The organism is Bacillus sp. V26 (assembly GCF_034296245.1).
Classification (GTDB): Bacteria; Bacillota; Bacilli; order Bacillales; family Bacillaceae; genus Bacillus; species Bacillus halotolerans.
Map to the genome: position 1 here is coordinate 719,817 of NZ_JAXKQF010000001.1, position 22,517 is coordinate 742,333.

Below are 22,517 nucleotides of genomic sequence, written 5' to 3' on the forward strand. Positions count from 1 at the left end.
AACTCAAGCTGCAGAGCTTGAGTTTTTTTCTTATGGAAGATCAATAAGTTTCACAGACACGATATCAGGAACATCTGTTAGTTCTTTCACAATTTTATCTTCTAAATGTCTGTCAAAAGAAAGCATCATGATGGCTTCTCCGCCTTTTTCTTTACGGCCAACCTGCATGGTTGCAATGTTAATATCGTTATCTCCGAGAATACGTCCCACTCGGCCGATGACCCCCGTCGTATCCTGATGCTGGATGTAAACCAGGTGGCCTGTTGGATAAAAGTCGATATTAAACCCGTTGATTTCGACAATGCGTTCTCCGAAATGAGGGATATAGGTAGCTGTAACGGTAAAGGTGCTGCGGTCTCCTGTCACTTTTACGCTAATGCAATTATCGTATCCAGATTCAGAAGTGGAAATCTTTTCACTAAAGCTAATGCCGCGTTCTTTTGCGACACCGCCCGCATTTACTTCGTTAACTGTTGAGTCAACGCGTGGTTTTAAGAAGCCTGACAGAAGGCTTTTTGTAATAAACGATGTTTCAAGTTTAGCAATTGTGCCTTCATATTGAATCGCGACATCCTGTACCGGCTCTTTCATGCATTGTGATACGAGGCTGCCGATTTTTCCTGCGATTTGGTGGTACGGCTTAATCTTAGCGAATTCATCTTTTGTCATGGCAGGCAGGTTAATGGCTGACATAACAGGAAGACCTTTTGCGAACTGCAGAACTTCTTCTGACACTTGCGCTGCAACATTCAGCTGCGCTTCTTTTGTCGATGCCCCTAGGTGAGGAGTGGCAATCACTAACGGGTGGTCAACGAGTTTATTATCAACTGGCGGTTCAACTTCAAAAACGTCAAGAGCCGCACCGGCAACATGGCCGCTTTCTAAAGCTTCAAGAAGAGCTGCCTCATCGATAATGCCGCCTCGTGCACAGTTAATTAAGCGAACACCTTTTTTCGTTTTTGCAATTGTTTCTTTGTTTAATAAGCCTTTTGTTTCTTTTGTTAAGGGTGTATGCACAGTGATGATATCTGCGCTTTCCAAGACTTCTTCGAACGTACGGCTGTTTACACCGATTTTTTTCGCTCTTTCTTCTGTTAAGAAAGGATCAAAAACGTGCACGGTCATACCGAAGGCTCTCGCACGCTGTGCAATTTCGCTTCCGATTCTTCCTAATCCTACAATTCCAAGTGTTTTGCCGTAAAGTTCCGAACCGACATATGCTGTGCGGTTCCATTCTCTGGATTTTACAGAGATATTGGCCTGAGGGATGTGTCTCATTAAAGATGAGATCATCGCGAATGTGTGCTCAGCTGTGGAAATTGTGTTTCCGTTTGGTGCATTAATAACAATTACCCCATGTTTCGTCGCTTCGTCAATGTCGATATTATCCACACCGACACCGGCTCTTCCGACGATTTTTAAAGAAGTCATTTTTTGAAAAAGGTCTTCTGTTACTTTTGTCGCGCTTCGCACCAATAGAGCATCAAAGGTATGTAATTCATCCTCTGCATCTGCTACGTTTTTTTGTACGATTTCAATAAAGTCTGATTCAATAAGTGGTTGTAAGCCGTCGTTGCTCATTTTGTCTGAGACCAATACTCGAAACATCGTAAGATTTCCTCCTAAATTGACAAACTAAATATCTGATAATTTAACATATTCTCAATAGAGTGTCAATGTGTATTGACGCAGTAAAGGATAAAAGGAAAGTGAGGAATTGACCAGTTTTAGAGACTTTTGGCGTTATATTTAATTTGAAGCAATTATCTATACAACCAGCCGTTTATCGTTTATAATGGAACCAAATTCATATGATCAGTCTTCGGGGCAGGGTGAAATTCCCTACCGGCGGTGATGAGCAATGGCTCTAAGCCCGCGAGCTGTTTTTGACAGCAGGATTCGGTGTGATTCCGAAGCCGACAGTATAGTCTGGATGGGAGAAGATGGAGGTTCAGCAGCGTTTTGAAAGAAAGGTTTTCAAACGTTTCTTTACCAAGCCAAATTTTTGAAACCCCGCTTTTATATCATAGAGCGGTTTTTTTATTGGCTGGAAAAAGAACCTTTCCGCTTTTCGAGTAAGATGTGATCGAAAAGGAGAGAGCAAATTGAAAGTAAAAAAATTAGTCGTGATCAGCATGCTGAGCAGCATCGCATTTGTTTTGATGCTGTTAAATTTTCCGTTTCCGGGGCTTCCTGATTATTTAAAAATTGATTTCAGTGATGTCCCTGCCATTATTGCGATTCTTATATACGGACCTTTAGCGGGTATTGCCGTTGAAGCGATAAAAAACGTTCTTCAATATATCATTCAGGGGAGCATGGCTGGAGTGCCTGTAGGACAAATTGCAAATTTCATTGCCGGAACACTCTTTATTTTGCCGACTGCTTTCTTATTTAAAAAGCTGAACTCAGCAAAAGGCCTGGCAGTAAGTCTTCTGCTTGGAACTGCAGCTATGACGGTGCTGATGAGCATTCTGAATTATGTTCTGATCCTTCCGGCCTACACATGGTTTTTACACTCCCCGGCATTATCCGACAGTGCGCTGAAAACAGCGGTAGTCGCTGGTATCCTGCCATTTAACGTCATAAAAGGCATTGTCATTACGATTGTATTCACACTTATCTTTATCAAGCTTAAACCGTGGATTGAACAGCAAAGAAGCGCGCATATTCATTAAATAAAAAAAGCTCCCGCAGGGGAGCTTTTTCGATTACTTCTATTCAAATTTAAGCGGGTCGCCCTCAAACGGCTCATCCGCCACTTTGATGGAATCAGTAGGGCATCCTTCAAATGCGTCAATCATATCTTCTTCCAGTACTTCAGGAACTTCGACAACGCCTTTGTTTTCGTCAAGCGTTACGAACGCGATGCCTTCATCATCGTAATCGTAAATGTCTGGTGCAGCCGCTCCGCAAGCGCCGCATGCAATGCATGTATCTTTGTCTACGATTGTGTACTTTGCCATGAATAAAACCTCCCAGATTGTTCTTGGTGGAACAAATGGATCAATCTTTATATTTAATCAATTTAACACCTATTCCTCTTACTTATTGTAATGATGTTGATGCCACATTTCAACAGAAAAATGATTGAGAATGCTTATCACATAAGGGGTTATCTACATAACATCCCCCCTAATGATGACTTTAAACGTCGATTTCTGTTTAAAATCTGTTAAAATAAAAAGAACAAACCAGCGATTTTTGTCAGGAAGAATGTGGGTGGATAGGTTGTCATTAAATTACTTTGATATCATGGTTCTCGATTGCCTTTCTAAAATAAACGGGGAACGGACAGGAAGTGCCGTTTTTCACTTATTCAAAGGGAAAAGATCGTCACAAACCATTCAAGATGCCGGCTTATTTCAGACTGCAAGATATTTTGGAATGGCTCCGCAATGTTCAAGAAGCGACATTTCAGCCTCACTCCGCAAGCTTGAACAGCAGTCATTTCTGGAACCGATGTCAGAAACAGATACATACAGAGTGACTATTAGAGGCGAAAGCATGTTGAGGCAGGCACTGAGTGAACGGCCTTGGCCAGCCCATTGCCACGGCGCTTATTTTCAGCAGGCCGCAAGCGTGCTCTGGAAAAGACTTTCCCTTCTCGTACAGGTATTGTCAAATAAGCAGCACAGCAGCAGACAGTATATTCCCGTCACAAAAGACTATAAGACGCTTCACTGGGTCAAGCGATACATGCACAAGCAAAAGGATCATGAAAAACTGGCAAGAGGCTTGCAGGATATGCTGGAGAATCATTTGCAAAAGCTTGACGAGAAAGCAGCTCTTATCTTTGTCTACTCATTAACTTCATATAATAGGATCGGTTATACGAGCAGGCAGCTTGCTGACAATCTGAAAGAAGACGAGTGGTACGTTTATGTCTTGTTTTGGGCTGCGGTACATTATTTTATTCATTCCTTGCCGCAATGTGAAGATTCTATATTAAAGGATCTTCTTTCTGATGTGCATCTGGAGAATGCACTGACTGAGTCTACGAGAAAAACATGGCAGATGGTCAGACAAGGGATTCCGATTCAGCGAATTGCAGAAATCAGAAAGCTGAAAACCGCCACAATTGAAGACCATATCGTCGAAATTTCTCTTCATGAGCCGGCTTTTGTGATTGATGGATATATTTCGGCTGAAGATCAGCTCAAAATTGCTGAGTTCGCCAAACAAATGCGGACAAACAAGATCAAACAAATTCGAGAAGGCCTAGAGCAGCGGTTCAGCTACTTTCAAATCAGGCTGGCATTGGCAAAGCAGGTGAAACAGTATGACTAAATTACAGCAAGCGTTATATCAGTTTTTTGGTTTTCATTCCTTCAAAAAAGGGCAGGAGGACATCATCAGAAGCGTACTCAGCGGAAAGGATACCATTGCAATGCTTCCGACAGGGGGAGGAAAGTCTCTTTGCTACCAGTTGCCCGGTTATATGCTTGACGGTATGATATTAATCGTTTCTCCTTTGCTTTCTTTAATGGAGGACCAGGTGCAGCAGCTGAAAGCGCGGGGAGAAAAACGAGCTGCCGCATTAAATAGCATGCTCGGCAGGCAGGAAAGACATTTCGTGTTGGAGCATATCCACCGCTACAAATTTTTGTATTTGTCGCCCGAAGCTTTGCAGTCGTCATATGTCCTGGAAAAATTAAAGAGCGTTCCGATCAGTCTTTTTGTTATTGATGAAGCGCATTGTATATCGGAGTGGGGACATGATTTTAGGCCTGATTATTCAAAGCTTGGACAGCTGAGAAAAAAACTTGGGCATCCGCCGGTGCTTGCTCTGACGGCTACGGCGACGAAGGATACGCTGCATGATGTCATGAATTTGCTTGATCTGCATCATGCCGAACAGCATCTTAACTCGGTTAACCGGCCGAATATTGCACTCAAAGTTGAAAATACCGCGGATACTGCCGAAAAAATAGCTAGGGTCGTTCAGCTGGTTGAAAACCTGCAAGGCCCGGGAATTGTCTATTGTCCGACAAGGAAATGGGCAGAGGAATTAGCGGAGGAAATTAAAAATAAAACAAGCAGCAGGGTTGATTATTACCATGGCGGCATGGATTCTGGTGACAGAATGTTAATTCAGCAGCAATTTATCAATAACCAGCTTGATGTCATTTGCTGTACAAATGCGTTCGGAATGGGTGTTGATAAATCTGATATCAAATATGTCATCCATTTTTATCTCCCGCAGACGGCTGAAGCTTTTATGCAGGAAATCGGCAGAGCAGGGCGTGACGGAAAACCGAGTGTCAGCATTTTGCTCAGAGCGCCTGGAGATTTCGAATTGCAGGAGCAGATTTTCCAAATGGAGAGCCTTGCGGATGGAGAAATCGCCAATGTTATTCGCGTGCTGGAAGAAACGGAAGAACGGGACGAAAGAAAACTGCGCGAATTATTAATGCAATGTGGTATCACAGAGACGCAGTCGCGAATGATCATCCATCTCTTTATGCAGGGGAAAACATCAATTGAACTGATCAAGCAGGAAATCACGTATCGCATGGAGCTGAAACTTGATAAAATGCGTCACGTATCAGCTTTGCTTCATCGCGATGGCTGTTTAAGACAATCGCTGTTAGCCTATTTTGATGAAACCTACGAGCCCGATAAGGGAAGCATGCCATGCTGTTCACATTGCGGTTTTGATCTTTCGCTGTATGAACAAAAAGAGGAGCGCGTCAAAATAGAGCCATTAGACGGCTGGAGATCGGAATTGCACCGTATATTCAGTCTGCAGACTGTAGGTGAGCCGAACTGAAACAGCAAAAGGATTTGATCCAGCATCTGTCTGACCGTGATATACTGAAGCAGCTATACATGACACAGCTTCTGATCATCATGGTGTCCGCTGCTGCCGTTTTGTTCTTTTTTCAGGATGCAAGTGATTTTTTCAGGCTCTGGCATATTAGGGATACAAGAATCATTTACTATGGTGTTTCTTTGGCGGTTATTGTCATTTTAGCCGACATGGCAATCATGAAATGGTGTCCGACTCATTTATATGATGACGGCGGAATCAATAAAAAGTTATTCAGTAAAAGGCCAATCCCTCATATTATATTTTTAACGCTTCTGATTTCTTTTGCTGAAGAAATGTTATTCAGGGGAGTGCTGCAGACCCATATTGGTTTATGGGCGTCCAGTCTTGTATTTGCTGTTCTTCATTTTCGGTATTTGACAAAATGGCTGCTTTTTATCATGGTGACGGCAATCAGCTTTTTGCTTGGACTGATTTATGAATGGACCGGCAATCTATTTGTTCCGGTAACGGCGCATTTTATTATTGATGCCGTGTTTGCCTGTCAGATTCGTTTTGAACATGTTAGGAGGGATACACATGACGAACATGTCTAGAGTAGAGAGAAGAAAAGCCCAGAATCTTTATGAAGACCATAAAACCGCATTGGCGGATGACCTTTTCGAAGATGATGAAGAAAGCCTTCCGACAAGACAATCTGTAAAAAATCAAAGAGAGAAGAAAAAAAAGCAAGGCAAAACAAGAACGCCGTTATTTACCACTCTCGCAGTACTGTTTGTATTTGTGCCGGTTATCGTCTTTGTCACCTTATTTTATCTAATGAAAAGCCATCCAGGAAATCCCGATGATTATGAAGATGTTTTTATAAACAGCAGCCAGAGTAAATACGAGGTGGTCCAAAAACCAGAGGCCAAAAAAGAAACGGCAGAGACAGTTCTGCGCGAAGAGTTAAAAAAAAAATCTGAAGGCAAAAAGACAGAGAAACAAACAGAAGCAACAACTGATAAGAAGCAGCCTGCTGTAGCGGAAAAAGAGGACACAGCAAACAAACAGGAAGCAAAAAGCGCGGCTGCTTCCCCTTCCCCGGAAAAAACAGTCCAAAAAGAGCAGGAACAGGTACAGCAGCAGTCTGAACCAGTTCAAGATACGGAGGCAAAACGTATCGTTCAGCACACCGTTCAAAAGAAAGAAACGCTGTACCGCATTTCCATGAAATATTATAAAAGCAGATCAGGAGAAGAAAAGATCCGTGCCTATAACCATTTGAACGGAAATGACGTTTATACCGGGCAAATTTTGGACATCCCTTTGACGTATTAGCGGGCATCTTTTTGATCGCAGGTTCATATATTGTAGCAATGAAAAGGGACAAGGTGTGAAGCGTATGGAATCCTTATGGAACCAACTGGACCGATTTACGGACGCGCCGACCAAACAGATGCTACAGGCGTTGGTGAAACGAAAACAAAAATACGAAAACTATGCTGCGCAATGCCGCAGGTGGCGGTGGACCTCACTCATTTGCCTGGGCTTATTATGTCTTTTAATGATGATCAAAAGTCCGGCGCCTCAGCTCATTCTTCAAGAAATGCTCAGCCATACCTTTTATTTATTTTGGATGATGGCAACTGCTTTTGCATACTGCACTTCATATTATTTTAAGAAAAAAGAAGAAAAAGCCGAGGGTGATTTCCATAAACTGAGGTGTGAAATTATTCAGAAAAGCACTGATCTTTGGCCGCAGCCTGATAAATGGAAGGCGAGAGAATCTGTTTTTCAATTGATGAAGCACCAATACGATATTAATCTATATTTTGAAAGTAAATAAAATGGGGCGTTTTCTCAAACGATAGAAACGTCTTTTTTTTATTGTCCGTCTTATTGATAAGTTCTAAAAGAATGGAGAGTTTTTAATGAAGCGATCAATGAAAATTGCCGGTGCATTGGCTATTGCAGCAGCGGCAATGACGGCAAAAATGTATTCAGTGGCAAAAGGCAATCACCTAAAAATCCATACATTTACGTTATCAAAAATGAAGGGGAAGCCGCCTCTTACGATCTTTTTTATATCTGACATTCATAAACGTATTGTTGATCACGGTCTTTTAGAGGAAGTGCAGGGTCATCAGCCGGATCTGGTTATAATCGGCGGTGATTTAGCTGAGGGCGGGGTGTCCTGCTCGAGAATTGAGGAAAACGTCAGAAGGCTTGCGGGTTTGGGAGTTCCTGTCATGTTTGTCTGGGGAAACAATGATTATGAAATCAGTCAGCGGGAACTGTATGCTATATTTAAAACGCACCGTATTATTACGCTGCGAAATGAATCGGTTCCTTTTACGTATAACGGACATACCATCACCATAGCCGGAGTGGATGACATCAGGATGGAGATGGATGATTATGAAGAAGCGATTAAAGAAATTGACGGGAACCAGGTGAACGTTCTGGTTTGCCACAACCCTGAGATCCATCAACAAATCAATGAAACTGACGGTATTGATGTGATATTCAGCGGGCATACCCATGGCGGGCAGATTCGATTTGGGAAATTTGGCCCTTATGAGCTTGGGACAACCGGTTTTGTTAAAAATGCTGCGTACCTCATCAGCAATGGGTACGGCACAACAAAAGTGCCCCTTCGTTTAGGGGCGGAGCCTGAGGCACACATCGTGACACTTGCAGCACCTGAATGACTTCCCAAAGAGTGTGTCAATAAAAAACTGCATTGTGCTTGTCTTACTAGTGAACTCAGTGTAAACTGATAACAATTAAGAACCTATGACTCATCATCTCATATAATGTGTTATATGATTTGTGTGCAAGTAGAGGCAGGAGGGAACGTTATGCGGCTTGAGCGTCTGAATTATAATAAGATCAAAATCTTCTTGACCCTCGATGATTTAACTGATCGTGGATTAACAAAAGAAGACCTCTGGAAGGACTCATTTAAAGTCCACCAGTTATTTAAAGATATGATGAATGAAGCAAATACAGAGCTCGGCTTTGAAGCGAATGGACCGATTGCAGTGGAAGTGTATTCTCTCCAAGCACAAGGGATGGTTGTGATCGTAACAAAGAACCAAGAAGCGGATTCAGAAGAAGATGAGTATGATGATGATTACATCGAAATGCAAGTCAAGCTTGACGAAAGCGCGGACATCATATATCAATTCCATTCCTTTGAAGATATCATTCAGCTTTCTGAAAGCTTACAGCGGATCGGTATTACAGGAGGAACTGTCTACCACTATGAAGGACAGTACTTTCTGAGCCTTGAAGACTTGGGATCACAGACTGCCGAGGGTGTTGTGGCGGTCCTGGCTGAATACGGCAATCCGACAACATTAACGATTTATCGCTTACAAGAGTATGGTAAGCTCATTATGGACGGAAATGCTGTAGAGACAATCCAAACTCATTTTTCATAAGAATGGAAGAAAAACTGCTGTTTTTTACAGCGGTTTTTTTTGTTAAAAAACATGGAAAAACATAACGTTTATCCTATGCATAGATCATATGAAGGTGTATACTATTCTCTGAAAGGGAGCATGTGAGAAACAGAAGATTCTAGGAGGTTAACTCAAATGGCAGCCGATCGAAACACCGGTCATACAGAAGAGGACAAACTTGATGTATTAAAATCAACCCAAACCGTAATACATAAGGCTCTGGAAAAATTGGGATATCCTGAAGAAGTATACGAACTGTTAAAAGAGCCGATGAGATTATTAACGGTAAAAATACCAGTTCGTATGGACGACGGTTCAGTCAAGATTTTTACGGGTTATCGTGCCCAGCACAATGACTCTGTCGGTCCGACAAAAGGCGGGATACGTTTTCACCCGAACGTAACTGAAAAAGAGGTGAAGGCACTTTCCATTTGGATGAGTTTAAAATGCGGTATCATTGATCTTCCATATGGCGGTGGTAAAGGCGGAATTGTTTGTGATCCAAGGGATATGTCGTTTAGAGAGCTGGAGCGTCTAAGCAGGGGTTATGTCAGAGCTATCAGCCAAATTGTCGGTCCGACGAAAGACGTGCCGGCACCGGATGTATTTACAAACTCACAAATCATGGCTTGGATGATGGATGAGTATTCAAGAATTGATGAATTTAATTCGCCTGGGTTCATTACAGGCAAACCGCTTGTGCTTGGCGGATCTCACGGGAGAGAATCAGCGACAGCAAAAGGTGTAACCATCTGCATAAAAGAAGCGGCGAAGAAAAAAGGCATCGATATTAAAGGTGCGCGAGTTGTCGTTCAAGGCTTCGGAAACGCCGGAAGCTATTTGGCAAAATTTATGCATGATGCAGGGGCAAAGGTTGTCGGCATATCCGATGCATACGGCGGACTGTATGACCCTGAAGGCCTGGATATTGATTATTTACTCGACCGCCGCGACAGTTTTGGCACAGTGACAAAGCTTTTCAACGATACCATTACAAACCAAGAGCTGCTGGAACTGGATTGTGATATTTTAGTTCCTGCCGCGATTGAAAATCAAATTACAGAAGAAAATGCCCATAACATTCAGGCGAAAATCGTTGTTGAAGCAGCAAACGGCCCAACTACGCTTGAGGGAACAAAAATTCTTTCAGACCGTGACATTCTGCTTGTTCCGGATGTACTGGCAAGCGCGGGAGGCGTAACCGTTTCTTATTTTGAATGGGTTCAGAATAATCAGGGCTTCTACTGGGGCGAGGAAGAAGTAGAAGAGAAATTAGAAAAAATGATGGTAAAATCATTCAACAATATTTATGAAATGGCCAACAACCGAAGAATCGACATGAGACTTGCCGCTTATATGGTAGGCGTGCGTAAAATGGCGGAGGCTTCGCGCTTTAGAGGCTGGATATAAGTTGATGATTTGCATAAAAAATAAAAATCTCCTATGATAAAATAGGAGATTTTTTTATTTGGAAATAGAAAAATGTGAATCGAATGCCAATCGCAGGAGTTGACGGAAATGATTGAAGAAAAAGCAATAATTATTGGCGGAGGTCCTTGCGGGTTATCTGCGGCCATTCACCTAAAACAAATTGGCATTGATGCCCTCGTCATTGAAAAAGGCAATGTCGTTAACAGTATTTACAATTATCCGACGCATCAAACCTTTTTCAGCTCAAGTGAAAAGCTTGAAATCGGTGACGTGGCATTTATTACCGAAAACAGAAAGCCTGTCAGAATTCAGGCTTTGTCGTACTACAGGGAAGTCGTGAAGCGGAAAAAGATCCGTGTGAATGCATTTGAAATGGTGCAAAAAGTGACAAAAGCAGAAAACAATTCATTTGTTATCGAAACGTCAAAAGAGACGTATTCAACACCATACTGCATTATTGCCACAGGCTATTATGATCATCCAAACTATATGAACGTACCCGGTGAGGATTTGCCGAAAGTATTCCATTATTTTAAGGAAGGACATCCGTATTTCGATAAAGACGTCGTCGTTATCGGCGGGAAAAATTCAAGTGTAGATGCTGCGCTTGAACTCGTCAAATCAGGAGCGCGTGTCACCGTTTTATATAGGGGCAATAAGTATTCTTCAAGCATTAAGCCATGGATTCTGCCAGAATTCGAATCTTTAGTAAGAAACGGTACAATCCGAATGGAATTTGGCGCTTGTGTAGAAAAAATCACTGAAGATGAAGTCGTTTTCCGCTCCGGCCAGCAGGAGCTGATTACCATTAAAAACGACTTTGTATTTGCCATGACGGGTTATCATCCTGATCATCAATTTTTGAAAAAAATCGGTGTGAAAATCGATGAGGAATCAGGGCGTCCGTTTTTTAATGAAGAAACGATGGAAACCAATGTGGAGGGCGTTTTTATTGCCGGGGTCATCGCTGCCGGAAACAATGCAAATGAAATATTTATTGAAAACGGAAGATTTCACGGCGGCCACATCGCAAATGAAATCGCAAAAAGAGAAGATAAATGAAAAGAGGAGAGCATACTGAAGGATTCGTATGCTCTTTTTGTTTTTTTAAGGGCAGACAGATGTAAATTCATACACAACATGGTAGGATAGACATAGGAATATAAAGGAAAGAGGTTGCCTGATGTTTGCAATCATCTCTGCAGGAATTGCTCCCGGCATCGCGCTGTTAAGTTATTTTTATTTAAAAGATCAGTATGATAATGAACCTGTACATATGGTGCTTCGGTCATTTTTTCTTGGGGTTGTTCTTGTATTTCCCACCATGTTTATCCAGTATGTGCTTGAAAAAGAGAATGTGGGAGGCGGAAGCTTTTTTGTTTCTTTTTTGTCTTCTGGCTTTTTGGAGGAATCATTAAAATGGTTTATTTTAATGATCAGTGTTTACCCGCACGCCCACTTTGATGAACATTATGACGGAATTGTATACGGCGCAAGTGTTTCGCTCGGATTTGCGACACTCGAAAATATTCTTTATTTAATCGGTCATGGCGTGGAGCATGCGTTTGTCAGAGCGCTGCTGCCCGTTTCATGCCATGCCTTAATTGGAGTGATTATGGGGTTTTACCTAGGGAAAGCGCGTTTTTCCGCTGATAAAGCACGTGTAAAATGGCTTTTTCTTTCGTTGGCCGTACCTTCACTTTTACATGGGTCGTATGACTTTATCCTGACAGCCCTCAGTAATTGGATCTATTACATGCTTCCATTTATGTTATTTTTATGGTGGTTTGGTTTGCGAAAAGCAAAAAAAGCCCGTTCTGTTAATATGATGCAGATTTAGAAGAGCCGCACAGCGATAGTGCGGCTTTTTGATTTGCTGAAATTTTTAAGCTGTGAGGGATAAGAAGGAAAGAGTGTATAAAAATAACCTCGTTACAGAAAATACGATTACACTCAAAAATTTGCTGTAGGAGGCTTGAAAAAATGAAGTCCAAAGGATCGATTATGGCATGTCTCATCTTATTTTCCTTTATAATTACGACGTTTATCAATACTGAAACCATTTCAGCCTTTTCTAATCAAGTCATTCAAAGAGGGGCAACAGGGGACGATGTGATCGAGCTGCAGGCGCGTCTTCAATATAACGGATATTATAATGGGAAAATTGACGGGGTTTATGGATGGGGGACATACTGGGCAGTACGAAACTTTCAGGATCAATTCGGCTTAAAAGAGGTAGACGGTCTGGTCGGAGCCCAAACCAAAAAGACCTTGATATGTAAGTCTAAATATTACCGTGAATATGTCATGGAGCAGCTTCAAAAAGGAAATAAATTCACGCATTACGGAAAAATACCGCTGAAATACCAAACAAAACCGTCAAAAACAGCGACTCAAAAAGCAAGACAGCAAGCAGAGACGCGGCAGAAACAGCCTGCTGAAAAAATAACACAGCAGCCGCAAGCGAATAAACAGCAAAACAACAACACGCCTGCAAAAACCAGAAAACAGGATGCGGTTGCAGCTAACATGCCGGGCGGTTTTTCCAATAATGATATTCGGCTGCTTTCTCAAGCGGTTTACGGGGAAGCACGTGGCGAGCCGTACGAGGGACAGGTTGCTATTGCAGCAGTTATCTTGAACCGTTTAAACAGTCCGTTATTTCCAAATTCAATATCAGGTGTTATTTTTGAACCGCTTGCCTTTACAGCGGTGGCTGACGGACAAATTTATATGCAGCCGAACGAAACAGCAAAAGAAGCAGTATTAGACGCCATTAATGGCTGGGATCCTTCCGAGGAAGCGCTGTATTACTTTAATCCGGATACAGCTACCAGCGCGTGGATTTGGGGACGCCCGCAGATTAAGAGAATCGGTAAACACATTTTCTGTGAGTAGCAGGACATAAGAAAGCATAAAAATGAGGTGTGATAAATGATCAGAGCTATTTTAATCGCAGTGCTCGGTATTGCAATTGTCGGTACTAGTTACTGGGGATACAAAGAGCACCAGGAAAAAGACGCTGTCCTTCTTCATGCTGAAAATAACTATCAGCGGGCGTTTCATGAGCTCACCTATCAGGTAGACCAGCTGCATGATAAAATTGGTGCAACGCTTGCCATGAACAGCAAAAAATCACTGTCCCCCGCATTGATAGATGTTTGGAGAATTACATCAGAAGCCCATAACAGTGTCAGTCAGCTGCCGCTTACATTAATGCCGTTTAACAAAACGGAAGAGCTGTTATCCAAGATCGGTGATTTCAGCTATAAAACGTCAATCAGAGATTTGGATCAAAAACCGCTCGATGAAAAAGAGTATACTTCGTTAAATAAGCTTTATCAGCAATCAGAAGATATACAAAATGAACTGCGCCACGTTCAGCACCTTGTCATGAGCAAGAACTTGCGCTGGATGGATGTAGAGATGGCGCTGGCCTCTGATGAAAAACAGAGTGATAACACGATCATCAACAGCTTTAAAACGGTTGAAAAAAATGTCGGATCCTTCGCCTCAGGAACAGATCTTGGGCCAAGTTTCACCAGCACCAAAAAAGAGGAGAAGGGTTTTGCCCATCTGAAGGGAAAAGAAATTTCTGCACAGGAAGCCAAACAAATTGCCCAACGCTTTGCACCTGATGACAATTATGCAATCAAAGTGATAAAGAGCGGAAAAAAAACAAACCGTGACGTCTACAGTATCAGTATGAAAGATCCTGATCATAAAGCAGCGATATATATGGATATTACAAAAAAAGGCGGACACCCGGTTTATTTAATCCAAAACAGAGAAGTGAAAGATCAGAAAATCAGCTTGAATGACGGATCGAATCGAGCCCTTGCTTTTCTAAAGAAAAACGGATATGAAACAAAAGATCTGGAAATCGATGAAAGTGCGCAATACGATAAAATCGGTGTATTCTCATATGTTCCAATAGAAAATAATGTCCGGATGTATCCAGAAGCCATCCGTATGAAAGTTGCCTTGGATGACGGCGAGGTTGTCGGTTTTTCAGCGCGAGATTTCTTAACATCCCACAGAAAAAGAGACATACCAAAGCCGGCTATCTCTGAACAAGATGCGAAAGCAAAATTAAACAAAAATGTAGAAGTGAGAGAAACAAGGCTTGCTGTGATCACAAATGAATTAGGACAGGAAGTATTATGCTATGAAATGCTGGGTACGATTGAAAATGATACATTCAGAATGTATATAAATGCTAATGACGGAACGGAAGAGAAAGTTGAAAAACTAAAAAATGCTGAACCTATATATAAAGACCTATAAAAACTAGGAGGAAAGGACTAAAAGTCTTTTCCTTTTTTTCATTACATGATTTAATAAAAAAGTGAGTATATTGAATGCGAAAGAGTGAAGTCAATGATAGAGATTGGTGAAACTGTACACTTAGAATACATTGAAGAAAATGATTTAAAAATAGCAAATAGCAAAGCCGTGAGTATAGAAAACGGAGAGCTCCTGATCGCATATCCGGTTGATGTAAACACAGGAAGAACCGTGATTTTGCATCATGATACTGAAGTAACGGTAGAATTTGTTGGTAAAGACGAAGTGCCTTACCGCTTCTCAAGCCGCATGAAGGGAAAAGTGACGGACAAGCTTCAAATGATCTGCCTTGAAGTGCCTCCCCGTGAAAAAATGAAGCGAATTCAGCGCCGGCAATATGTAAGAACTGACGCGGTATTGGATGTGCTGGTCGAGCCGGCAGATGAAAAAGACGGGTTTCATACACTCTCGTACAATATCAGCGCCGGCGGTATTGCTTTGATTGTGACAGATGGCTATTCTTTTCAGCACGGGGATACGCTGCGCTTGTTCATCAGCCTTCAGGATGAGGAAAAAACGCATCAAATAGAGGCTGACGCGGTTGTCAGGCGTGTGTTTAATGATTCAAAATCAGGCAAACGTAAAATGACCTTGGAGTATTCGGAGATTTCAGCCGGTGATCAGCAGCTCCTTCTTCAGTATTGCATTCGCCGCCAGGTAAACAAGAGAAGAAAGGGACGATTGGAATAAACATCGGCTAACACTTCCATACTATTTGTGATGGAGGTGGGCTGATGAAGACCTTTGAACGGCTGCTGCTCAAATTATTGTTCATTCAGGCAGTGATTTTACTTGGTATCCAGTTTCTTTTTCACTATCAGCATATTGAACCTTATGTCTCAAAAGTGATTCAATATGAAGGGGTGGATAAAATGGAAGTTAATGATTGGATAGAAACCTTCAAACATTAATTATTCATGAATTTTTCACCCTTTTTCATAAAGTTCATGATACAATCCATAGAGGAGAAAAGAGCAAGGAGAGGAATTATGGAAAAGAAAATATCGATTGCGATCGACGGCCCGGCTGCTGCGGGGAAAAGCACCGTTGCCAAAATTGTGGCTGAAAAAAAATCGTACATATATATTGATACGGGAGCGATGTATCGGGCCATTACATATGTGGCTTTACAAGAAAAAGTTGATTTGACAGATGAAGCAAAATTGGCTGAGCTGTTAAAGCAAACCGATATTGAGCTGATTACAACAAAAGAAGGACAAAAGGTGCTTGTCAACGGCACAGATGTGACTGAGGACATCAGAAAAGACGAGGTCAGCAATCAAGTTTCAATTGCTGCCAAGCACAGAAGCGTCAGGGAAGAAATGGTGAAACGCCAGCAGCAGCTCGGGGAAAAAGGCGGCGTTGTCATGGACGGACGTGATATCGGAACTCATGTGCTTCCAAATGCCGAAGTGAAGATCTTTCTTTTGGCATCTGTTGAAGAGAGAGCGAAACGCCGTTATGAAGAAAATGTAAAAAAAGGCTACGATGCCAATTACGAAACATTAATTGAGGAAATTGCAAGAAGAGATAAACTTGATTCAGAGCGTGAAGTTTCTCCGCTTCGAAAAGCAGATGACGCGCTTGAAATCGACACGACTTCTCTCTCCATTCAGGAAGTTGCTGAAAAAATCCTTGATGTAGTGGAGCAAAAGTCCCGCTGATACCAGCGGAGGCCACTTTTTTTGAATTTTTCAACAAAGAAAGAATGTTATTGCTTGACAAACCTGTCCTTTTATTAGAAGTTAATACTAATAAAACTTTTTATTGATCATTCAAAATCTTTTTTGGATGATTCTTTAATACATATTCGGCTAAAAGCGGACATGCATGATACGTGTTCAGCTTTCAAACCGTTTTTAATTAAGCTGTGTAGGTTTGGACCAAGGAGGTTATTCAAATGACAGAGGAAATGAATCAAATTGATGTTCAAGTACCAGAGGTTGGAGATGTAGTAAAAGGGATTGTGACAAAGGTAGAGGACAAGCATGTGGATGTTGAAATTATCAATGTCAAACAGTCCGGTATTATTCCAATCAGTGAATTATCAAGTCTTCATGTAGAGAAAGCATCGGATGTCGTAAAAGTAGACGACGAGCTTGACCTGAAAGTAACAAAAGTGGAAGACGATGCTTTGATTTTATCTAAACGTGCTGTTGATGCAGACCGCGCTTGGGAAGACCTTGAGAAAAAATTTGAAACAAAAGAAGTGTTTGAAGCTGAAGTGAAAGATGTCGTAAAAGGCGGTCTAGTCGTTGATATCGGCGTTCGAGGCTTTATTCCGGCATCACTTGTAGAAGCGCATTTTGTAGAAGATTTTACCGACTATAAAGGAAAAACACTGTCTCTGCTCGTAGTAGAGCTTGACCGTGATAAAAACCGCGTCATCCTTTCACACCGTGCGGTTGTTGAAAGTGAGCAGGCGAATAAAAAACAAGACCTTCTTCAGTCTCTAGAAGTTGGAAGTGTACTCGATGGTAAAGTGCAGCGCCTGACTGACTTTGGCGCGTTTGTTGATATCGGCGGTATCGACGGGCTTGTGCACATTTCACAGCTTTCCCACTCCCACGTTGAAAAGCCGTCTGATGTTGTGGAAGAGGGACAGGAAGTGAAAGTGAAAGTATTATCGGTTGACCGGGATAATGAGCGTATTTCTTTATCTATTAAAGAAACTCTACCTGGGCCTTGGAGCCAAATTGGGGAGAAGGTCAAGCCGGGTGATGTGCTTGAAGGAAAGGTTCAGCGCCTCGTGAGCTTCGGTGCGTTTGTTGAAATTCTTCCTGGCGTAGAAGGTCTCGTTCATATTTCTCAAATTTCTAATAAACACATCGGCACGCCGCATGAAGTTCTTGAAGAAGGACAGACTGTAAAAGTGAAGGTTCTTGATGTGAATGAAAATGAAGAGCGCATTTCATTAAGCATGCGTGAGCTTGAAGAAGCTCCTAAAGCCGATCAAGAGGATTACCGCCAATATCAGGCGAAGGAAGAAACAAGCACTGGCTTCCAGCTTGGAGATCTGATCGGAGATAAGCTTAATAAACTAAAATAATTGGTGATAAACGTGACTCGAGCAGAACGGAAAAGAGAACACATCAATCATGCCCTGTCTACCGGCCAAAAGCGGGAGACGGGTCTTGATGATATTACGTTTGTTCATGTCAGTCTGCCCGATCTTGCATTAGAACAAGTAGATATTTCCACAAAAATCGGCGAACTTTCAAGCAGTTCGCCGATTTTTATCAATGCAATGACTGGCGGCGGCGGACAACTTACATATGAAATTAATAAGGCGCTTGCTAGAGCAGCTCGTATAGCTGATATTCCTCTCGCTGTCGGCTCACAAATGTCGGCGTTAAAAGACCCGTCTGAACGCTATTCGTATGAAATCGTCCGAAAGGAAAATCCGAATGGGCTGATTTTTGCCAATCTGGGCAGTGAGGCGACAGCTCGTCAGGCGAAGGAAGCTGTCGAAATGATTGAGGCGGATGCGCTGCAGATTCACCTGAATGTGATTCAGGAAATTGTCATGCCCGAAGGTGACAGAAGCTTTAACGGCGCTCTTTCCCGTATTGAACAGGTCTGCAGCGAAGTCAAAGTGCCTGTCATAATAAAAGAAGTAGGCTTCGGAATGAGCAAAGAATCAGCAAGGAAGCTGTATGAAGCTGGTGCGGCAGCTGTTGATATCGGCGGTTACGGAGGGACAAATTTCTCGAAAATAGAAAATCTCCGAAGACAGCGCCAGATCACTTTTTTCAACTCATGGGGGATTTCAACAGCAGCGAGCCTGGCAGAAATCCGCTCTGAGTTTCCCAGTAAAACAACGATTGCGTCCGGCGGCCTTCAAAATGCGCTTGATGTCGCGAAGGCGATAGCTCTTGGGGCTTCCTGTACCGGAATGGCAGGGCACTTCTTAAAAGCGCTGACTGAAAAAGGCGAAGAAGGGCTGCTTGAAGAGATTCAGCTGATCCTAGAGGAATTAAAAATGATTATGACTGTGCTTGGCACCAGTACGATTTCTGATTTGCAAAAGGCTCCTCTTGTCATAAAAGGTGAGACTCATCACTGGCTGACAGAGAGAGGCATTCATACTTTCAATTACAATGTGCGTTGACAGCTGTATAAGAAAAGCCCAAAACGGTGTGAGTTTTGGGCTTTTTGTATTATGATTTACGCTTTTTAAATTTGCCGTTTTGTTCAAGGCTGGTGGCTCCGTCATAGTGAATCGATTGGTCCCGGTCTGATTCCACTCTGCCCGAAGCCTTGAGTTTTTTCTCCTGTCTGTCTTTTCCCATGATCATTCTCCTTTACGTAAAGCGGTTTGTTTAAAAAAAGTGTTTAGACTCCATACTGGGAGTATGGAGGAAGCGATATGGAACAATTTTATTATTATTGGTCAATGTGGTTTTTGTGGGTGCTGACAACCTTTATTCTTGGAAAGACGAAAAGGCGCTTTGCCGTCTCAGTATTTATTTTGACTAATATCATCTTAAGCATACATCACTTTACTTTATATTTTTCTCTGAATGCGGCGTACGTGATGTTTTTCGTTTGCGGGTGCGCCTATGCCGGATATTTAGGGATGTATAAACGATTTCGCTATATCATGGTGCACCTGACGCTTGTTTCCGGGTATGCGTTTGTTTATCTTTTTGCATTATATGATCCGGTTTGGTTCATCATAAAACCTGAGTGGACCGCTGTTGTATTATGTGTGCTGTTGACTGCTTCTGTTGAAAGGGATTTTCAGATGCAGCTTGCCTTATATGTTCTAGGAATGTGCCAAGGCGAACTGGTGTATTCTTTTGTCATTCAACAATTGGCAGGGCATACAGCTGTCGGAGGTTTTCAATGGCTTAACGCGTGCTCTGCGGGAACGATATTGCTGTTTGGCATATCAAAATATGAACAGCTCGCCAGTCAAATTGGCCAGAGAGGCAAAAGATCAAACAAAGGAGCTACTAAAATGTCATGAGTGATTACATCTATCCGATTATTGCGGGGGTCGTAGCAGGAGTCGCCACAAGGCTGTATATGCTGAAAACAGATTACCGTCAGTATCCGACCTATATTCACGGAAAAGTCATTCATATAGCACTTGGGCTTATTGCGGCAGGGTTAGGGGCAATTATTATGCCGGCGCTATTACAGGAGGAGTTTACGGCCATCACGTTTTTGACACTTGCAGCCACTCAATTCAGAGATGTCAGAAATATGGAGCGGAATACGCTGACACAAATGGATTCGTACGAACTTGTCTCAAGAGGAAGCACTTACATTGAAGGAATCGCCATTGCGTTTGAAAGCAGAAATTATATCGTAATTTTTACTGCTCTTTTGACAACATCGGCGTACGTGTTTTTCTCAATCTGGGCTGCTGTCATCACCGCTGTTGTTTGTTTTTTGTTAGCGATGAAATTTATGTCCGGCAGTGTATTGAAAGATATTGTCGATATTGAGTACATAGAGCCTCACTTTGAAGGGCCGGGTCTGTTTGTAGATAATATTTATATGATGAACATCGGACTTCCGGAGAAACAGGAGCTGATTTTAAAGCATGGCATGGGGTTTATTTTAACGCCTAAAAATTTTAATTCAGCTGCAACCATTGCCAACCTGGGTCAGCGCCAGGCCATTTTATTTGATGTCTCCAATGTGCTGGGGGTGTATCGGGACTCAGGAGAGCCGTCCCTGACGCCAATCGCGAAAAGGGATCTTAATGACGGAAGAGTGGGCGTTTTTGTCCTGCCGCAAATTCATCACCCGGAAACAGCTGTTCAGATTATCAGCAATGTTCCGACCTTGGAAAACGCGATCAGAATGCCTACGGAATTTATCAAAAAACAGGATAAGGTGATAGGATGAGTGAATCGCTGACGAAAGTGATTTTGTCTGTTATCACGACAAACCGGAACCGTGCTTCAGGAGGGACACCTATCTTTTTTTGTAATGACCAAAAAGAGATGGAGCTTTTCGCTAAAAACCTTGAGGCAATCCTTGACGGAATTGCCCATAGAATTGGGGAAGATGTTTATTTGATCGTGAAACATTTTTAAGAATAGTTGTGATCCCAGTAAAAACTGATATAATAAATGAGTTAAGCCCTTCCTCTGAAGGGTTTCTTTTCATAAAAGTGAATGAGATGATTTAAATAACCGGTTGAGAATTTATGTAAAAATGAAAGCGGCTGGATCGAAAGGAAGGGTACTATGGGTAAACCTGTCGTAGCCATTGTCGGGAGACCGAATGTAGGAAAATCCACAATCTTTAACCGGATTGCGGGTGAGAGAATTTCAATAGTAGAAGATACCCCTGGTGTGACAAGGGATCGGATATACAGCTCGGCTGAATGGCTGAATTATGATTTTAATTTGATTGATACGGGCGGTATTGATATCGGTGATGAGCCGTTTCTAACACAGATACGCGAGCAGGCCGAAATCGCCATGGATGAAGCGGATGTCATTATTTTTATGGTGAATGGCCGTGAAGGTGTGACTGCTGCTGATGAAGAAGTAGCGAAAATTTTGTACCGCACGAAAAAGCCTGTTGTTTTAGCGGTAAACAAACTGGATAACACAGAAATGAGAGCGAATATTTATGATTTTTATTCGCTGGGCTTTGGTGAACCGTATCCGGTTTCAGGAACACACGGGCTGGGCCTAGGTGATTTATTGGATGCCGCAGCGGAGCATTTCAAAAATATCCCTGAGACAAAATACGATGATGAAGTCGTTCAATTTTGCCTGATCGGACGCCCGAATGTAGGGAAGTCTTCTCTGGTAAACGCGATTCTTGGCGAAGATCGTGTCATTGTGAGTAACGTGGCAGGAACAACAAGAGATGCGGTTGATACAACATTTACTTATAACCAGCAGGATTTTGTCATTGTAGACACTGCCGGCATGAGAAAAAAAGGTAAAGTGTATGAAACGACTGAAAAGTACAGCGTGCTGCGGGCGCTGAAAGCCATCGACCGCTCTGAAGTTGTTGCGGTGGTGCTTGACGGCGAGGAAGGCATTATCGAACAGGACAAGCGAATCGCGGGTTATGCACATGAAGCAGGCAAGGCTGTCGTGATCGTAGTGAATAAATGGGATGCTGTTGACAAAGATGAAAGCACGATGAAAGAATTTGAACAAAATATCCGCGACCACTTTCAATTTCTTGACTATGCACCGATTCTGTTCATGTCAGCATTAACGACAAAACGGATTCATACGCTCATGCCTGCAATCATTAAAGCAAGTGAAAATCACTCACTTCGTGTCCAGACGAATGTCTTAAATGACATCATTATGGATGCTGTGGCAATGAATCCGACACCGACTCATAACGGGTTACGCTTGAAAATTTATTATGCGACTCAAGTTGCGGTGAAGCCGCCGAGTTTTGTTGTGTTTGTAAACGATCCGGAACTGATGCATTTTTCATACGAACGATTTTTAGAAAACCGAATCAGAGACGCGTTCGGTTTTGAGGGGACACCAATCAAAATATTTGCAAGAGCTAGAAAATAA

At 42.4% G+C, this 22,517-nt stretch carries 25 protein-coding genes and 1 riboswitch; of the genes, 22 read left to right on the top strand and 3 right to left on the bottom strand.

The genetic code is table 11. The features are described 5' to 3' along the window. Nucleotides 1–30: 30 nt before the first annotated feature. Nucleotides 31–1,608, bottom strand: coding sequence for a phosphoglycerate dehydrogenase (gene serA / locus UJ203_RS03965; protein WP_010334772.1), 1,578 nt, complete (start codon nt 1,606–1,608; stop codon nt 31–33). 206 nt (nt 1,609–1,814) lie between these two features. Beyond that, nucleotides 1,815–1,949, top strand: a riboswitch (FMN riboswitch). A gap of 156 nt (nt 1,950–2,105) precedes the next feature. Between serA and fmnP the strand changes: the two genes are divergently transcribed. Continuing rightward, nucleotides 2,106–2,678: a riboflavin transporter FmnP gene (gene fmnP / locus UJ203_RS03970; RefSeq protein WP_024121894.1), complete on the top strand. Its 573-nt coding sequence runs from the start codon at nt 2,106–2,108 to the stop codon at nt 2,676–2,678. A gap of 39 nt (nt 2,679–2,717) precedes the next feature. Here fmnP and UJ203_RS03975 read toward each other — a convergent pair whose 3' ends face one another. Then, nucleotides 2,718–2,966 (bottom strand): ferredoxin, encoded by a 249-nt coding sequence (locus UJ203_RS03975; protein WP_003225461.1) that lies wholly within the window; start codon nt 2,964–2,966, stop codon nt 2,718–2,720. 265 nt (nt 2,967–3,231) lie between these two features. On the opposite strand from UJ203_RS03975, the gene UJ203_RS03980 reads away from it, so the two are divergent. The 17 genes from UJ203_RS03980 (at nt 3,232) to fni (ending at nt 19,111) form a co-directional block, all read left to right on the top strand. Then, complete coding sequence (locus UJ203_RS03980) at nt 3,232–4,290, top strand: helix-turn-helix domain-containing protein (RefSeq protein WP_322009459.1); 1,059 nt, start codon at nt 3,232–3,234, stop codon at nt 4,288–4,290. After that, on the top strand, nt 4,283–5,773 hold the full coding sequence (locus UJ203_RS03985; protein WP_322008652.1) for an ATP-dependent DNA helicase RecQ: 1,491 nt from the start codon (nt 4,283–4,285) through the stop codon (nt 5,771–5,773). Before UJ203_RS03980 ends, UJ203_RS03985 begins: the two co-directional genes overlap by 8 nt. 14 nt (nt 5,774–5,787) lie before the next feature. Then, nucleotides 5,788–6,369, top strand: a complete 582-nt coding sequence (locus tag UJ203_RS03990) for a CPBP family intramembrane glutamic endopeptidase (RefSeq protein ID WP_322008653.1) — start codon at nt 5,788–5,790, stop codon at nt 6,367–6,369. Further along, complete coding sequence (locus UJ203_RS03995) at nt 6,353–7,093, top strand: LysM peptidoglycan-binding domain-containing protein (protein ID WP_322008654.1); 741 nt, start codon at nt 6,353–6,355, stop codon at nt 7,091–7,093. The genes UJ203_RS03990 and UJ203_RS03995 overlap by 17 nt, the downstream gene beginning before the upstream one ends. Before the next feature lie 64 nt (nt 7,094–7,157). Beyond that, entirely contained in the window at nt 7,158–7,601 is a 444-nt protein-coding gene (locus UJ203_RS04000) for a YpbF family protein (protein ID WP_024121889.1), read from the top strand. Between the two features lie 85 nt (nt 7,602–7,686). Beyond that, entirely contained in the window at nt 7,687–8,466 is a 780-nt protein-coding gene (locus UJ203_RS04005; RefSeq protein ID WP_322008655.1) for a metallophosphoesterase, read from the top strand. 150 nt (nt 8,467–8,616) lie between these two features. Further along, nucleotides 8,617–9,201: a genetic competence negative regulator gene (locus UJ203_RS04010; protein WP_010334765.1), complete on the top strand. Its 585-nt coding sequence runs from the start codon at nt 8,617–8,619 to the stop codon at nt 9,199–9,201. A gap of 156 nt (nt 9,202–9,357) precedes the next feature. After that, nucleotides 9,358–10,632, top strand: coding sequence for an NAD-specific glutamate dehydrogenase (gudB, locus tag UJ203_RS04015; RefSeq protein WP_044154979.1), 1,275 nt, complete (start codon nt 9,358–9,360; stop codon nt 10,630–10,632). 108 nt (nt 10,633–10,740) lie between these two features. Further along, on the top strand, nt 10,741–11,715 hold the full coding sequence (locus UJ203_RS04020) for a YpdA family putative bacillithiol disulfide reductase (protein ID WP_322008656.1): 975 nt from the start codon (nt 10,741–10,743) through the stop codon (nt 11,713–11,715). A 121-nt stretch (nt 11,716–11,836) separates the two neighbouring features. Next, a complete protein-coding gene (gene prsW, locus UJ203_RS04025; RefSeq protein ID WP_322008657.1) occupies nt 11,837–12,493 on the top strand; it encodes a glutamic-type intramembrane protease PrsW in 657 nt (218 codons plus the stop codon). A gap of 143 nt (nt 12,494–12,636) precedes the next feature. Beyond that, complete coding sequence (gene sleB, locus UJ203_RS04030; protein WP_322008658.1) at nt 12,637–13,551, top strand: spore cortex-lytic enzyme; 915 nt, start codon at nt 12,637–12,639, stop codon at nt 13,549–13,551. 36 nt (nt 13,552–13,587) lie between these two features. Further along, entirely contained in the window at nt 13,588–14,940 is a 1,353-nt protein-coding gene (ypeB, locus tag UJ203_RS04035; protein ID WP_283912420.1) for a germination protein YpeB, read from the top strand. Nucleotides 14,941–15,033: 93 nt separating this feature from the next. After that, on the top strand, nt 15,034–15,690 hold the full coding sequence (locus UJ203_RS04040) for a flagellar brake protein (protein ID WP_322008659.1): 657 nt from the start codon (nt 15,034–15,036) through the stop codon (nt 15,688–15,690). A gap of 44 nt (nt 15,691–15,734) precedes the next feature. Then, on the top strand, nt 15,735–15,911 hold the full coding sequence (locus tag UJ203_RS04045; RefSeq protein ID WP_105954937.1) for a YpfB family protein: 177 nt from the start codon (nt 15,735–15,737) through the stop codon (nt 15,909–15,911). Nucleotides 15,912–15,989: 78 nt separating this feature from the next. Then, the gene (gene cmk / locus UJ203_RS04050; RefSeq protein WP_322008660.1) at nt 15,990–16,664 is read left to right on the top strand and encodes a (d)CMP kinase; all 675 of its coding nucleotides are present in this window, start codon (nt 15,990–15,992) and stop codon (nt 16,662–16,664) included. 236 nt (nt 16,665–16,900) lie between these two features. Further along, nucleotides 16,901–18,049, top strand: coding sequence for a 30S ribosomal protein S1 (gene rpsA / locus UJ203_RS04055; protein ID WP_024121879.1), 1,149 nt, complete (start codon nt 16,901–16,903; stop codon nt 18,047–18,049). Nucleotides 18,050–18,061: 12 nt separating this feature from the next. Further along, nucleotides 18,062–19,111, top strand: a complete 1,050-nt coding sequence (gene fni / locus UJ203_RS04060) for a type 2 isopentenyl-diphosphate Delta-isomerase (RefSeq protein ID WP_322008661.1) — start codon at nt 18,062–18,064, stop codon at nt 19,109–19,111. 49 nt (nt 19,112–19,160) lie between these two features. On the opposite strand, the gene UJ203_RS04065 is transcribed toward fni, so the two are convergent. Continuing rightward, complete coding sequence (locus tag UJ203_RS04065; RefSeq protein ID WP_010334754.1) at nt 19,161–19,292, bottom strand: YpzI family protein; 132 nt, start codon at nt 19,290–19,292, stop codon at nt 19,161–19,163. A gap of 77 nt (nt 19,293–19,369) precedes the next feature. Between UJ203_RS04065 and UJ203_RS04070 the strand changes: the two genes are divergently transcribed. The 4 genes from UJ203_RS04070 to der all read left to right on the top strand — a co-directional run bounded on the left by UJ203_RS04070 (nt 19,370) and on the right by der (nt 22,517). Then, nucleotides 19,370–19,972, top strand: coding sequence for a hypothetical protein (locus UJ203_RS04070; RefSeq protein WP_322008662.1), 603 nt, complete (start codon nt 19,370–19,372; stop codon nt 19,970–19,972). Next, nucleotides 19,969–20,862, top strand: a complete 894-nt coding sequence (locus UJ203_RS04075) for a YIEGIA family protein (protein ID WP_044155014.1) — start codon at nt 19,969–19,971, stop codon at nt 20,860–20,862. The genes UJ203_RS04070 and UJ203_RS04075 overlap by 4 nt, the downstream gene beginning before the upstream one ends. Then, entirely contained in the window at nt 20,859–21,053 is a 195-nt protein-coding gene (locus UJ203_RS04080) for a capping complex subunit for YIEGIA (RefSeq protein WP_024121875.1), read from the top strand. The genes UJ203_RS04075 and UJ203_RS04080 overlap by 4 nt, the downstream gene beginning before the upstream one ends. Nucleotides 21,054–21,206: 153 nt before the next feature. Further along, nucleotides 21,207–22,517, top strand: a complete 1,311-nt coding sequence (der, locus tag UJ203_RS04085; protein WP_322008663.1) for a ribosome biogenesis GTPase Der — start codon at nt 21,207–21,209, stop codon at nt 22,515–22,517.

Coding starts and splice junctions, on each gene's coding strand:
- UJ203_RS03985 (WP_322008652.1), top strand. CDS start 4,283: ATGACTAAATTACAGCAAGCGTTATATCAGTTTTTTGGTTTTCATTCC.
- UJ203_RS03975 (WP_003225461.1), bottom strand. CDS start 2,966: ATGGCAAAGTACACAATCGTAGACAAAGATACATGCATTGCATGCGGC.
- UJ203_RS04005 (WP_322008655.1), top strand. CDS start 7,687: ATGAAGCGATCAATGAAAATTGCCGGTGCATTGGCTATTGCAGCAGCG.
- UJ203_RS03995 (WP_322008654.1), top strand. CDS start 6,353: ATGACGAACATGTCTAGAGTAGAGAGAAGAAAAGCCCAGAATCTTTAT.
- UJ203_RS04075 (WP_044155014.1), top strand. CDS start 19,969: ATGAGTGATTACATCTATCCGATTATTGCGGGGGTCGTAGCAGGAGTC.
- UJ203_RS04070 (WP_322008662.1), top strand. CDS start 19,370: ATGGAACAATTTTATTATTATTGGTCAATGTGGTTTTTGTGGGTGCTG.
- sleB (WP_322008658.1), top strand. CDS start 12,637: ATGAAGTCCAAAGGATCGATTATGGCATGTCTCATCTTATTTTCCTTT.
- UJ203_RS04010 (WP_010334765.1), top strand. CDS start 8,617: ATGCGGCTTGAGCGTCTGAATTATAATAAGATCAAAATCTTCTTGACC.
- UJ203_RS04020 (WP_322008656.1), top strand. CDS start 10,741: ATGATTGAAGAAAAAGCAATAATTATTGGCGGAGGTCCTTGCGGGTTA.
- UJ203_RS04000 (WP_024121889.1), top strand. CDS start 7,158: ATGGAATCCTTATGGAACCAACTGGACCGATTTACGGACGCGCCGACC.
- cmk (WP_322008660.1), top strand. CDS start 15,990: ATGGAAAAGAAAATATCGATTGCGATCGACGGCCCGGCTGCTGCGGGG.
- rpsA (WP_024121879.1), top strand. CDS start 16,901: ATGACAGAGGAAATGAATCAAATTGATGTTCAAGTACCAGAGGTTGGA.
- gudB (WP_044154979.1), top strand. CDS start 9,358: ATGGCAGCCGATCGAAACACCGGTCATACAGAAGAGGACAAACTTGAT.
- UJ203_RS04065 (WP_010334754.1), bottom strand. CDS start 19,292: ATGGGAAAAGACAGACAGGAGAAAAAACTCAAGGCTTCGGGCAGAGTG.
- serA (WP_010334772.1), bottom strand. CDS start 1,608: ATGTTTCGAGTATTGGTCTCAGACAAAATGAGCAACGACGGCTTACAA.
- der (WP_322008663.1), top strand. CDS start 21,207: ATGGGTAAACCTGTCGTAGCCATTGTCGGGAGACCGAATGTAGGAAAA.
- prsW (WP_322008657.1), top strand. CDS start 11,837: ATGTTTGCAATCATCTCTGCAGGAATTGCTCCCGGCATCGCGCTGTTA.
- UJ203_RS04080 (WP_024121875.1), top strand. CDS start 20,859: ATGAGTGAATCGCTGACGAAAGTGATTTTGTCTGTTATCACGACAAAC.
- UJ203_RS04040 (WP_322008659.1), top strand. CDS start 15,034: ATGATAGAGATTGGTGAAACTGTACACTTAGAATACATTGAAGAAAAT.
- UJ203_RS04045 (WP_105954937.1), top strand. CDS start 15,735: ATGAAGACCTTTGAACGGCTGCTGCTCAAATTATTGTTCATTCAGGCA.
- ypeB (WP_283912420.1), top strand. CDS start 13,588: ATGATCAGAGCTATTTTAATCGCAGTGCTCGGTATTGCAATTGTCGGT.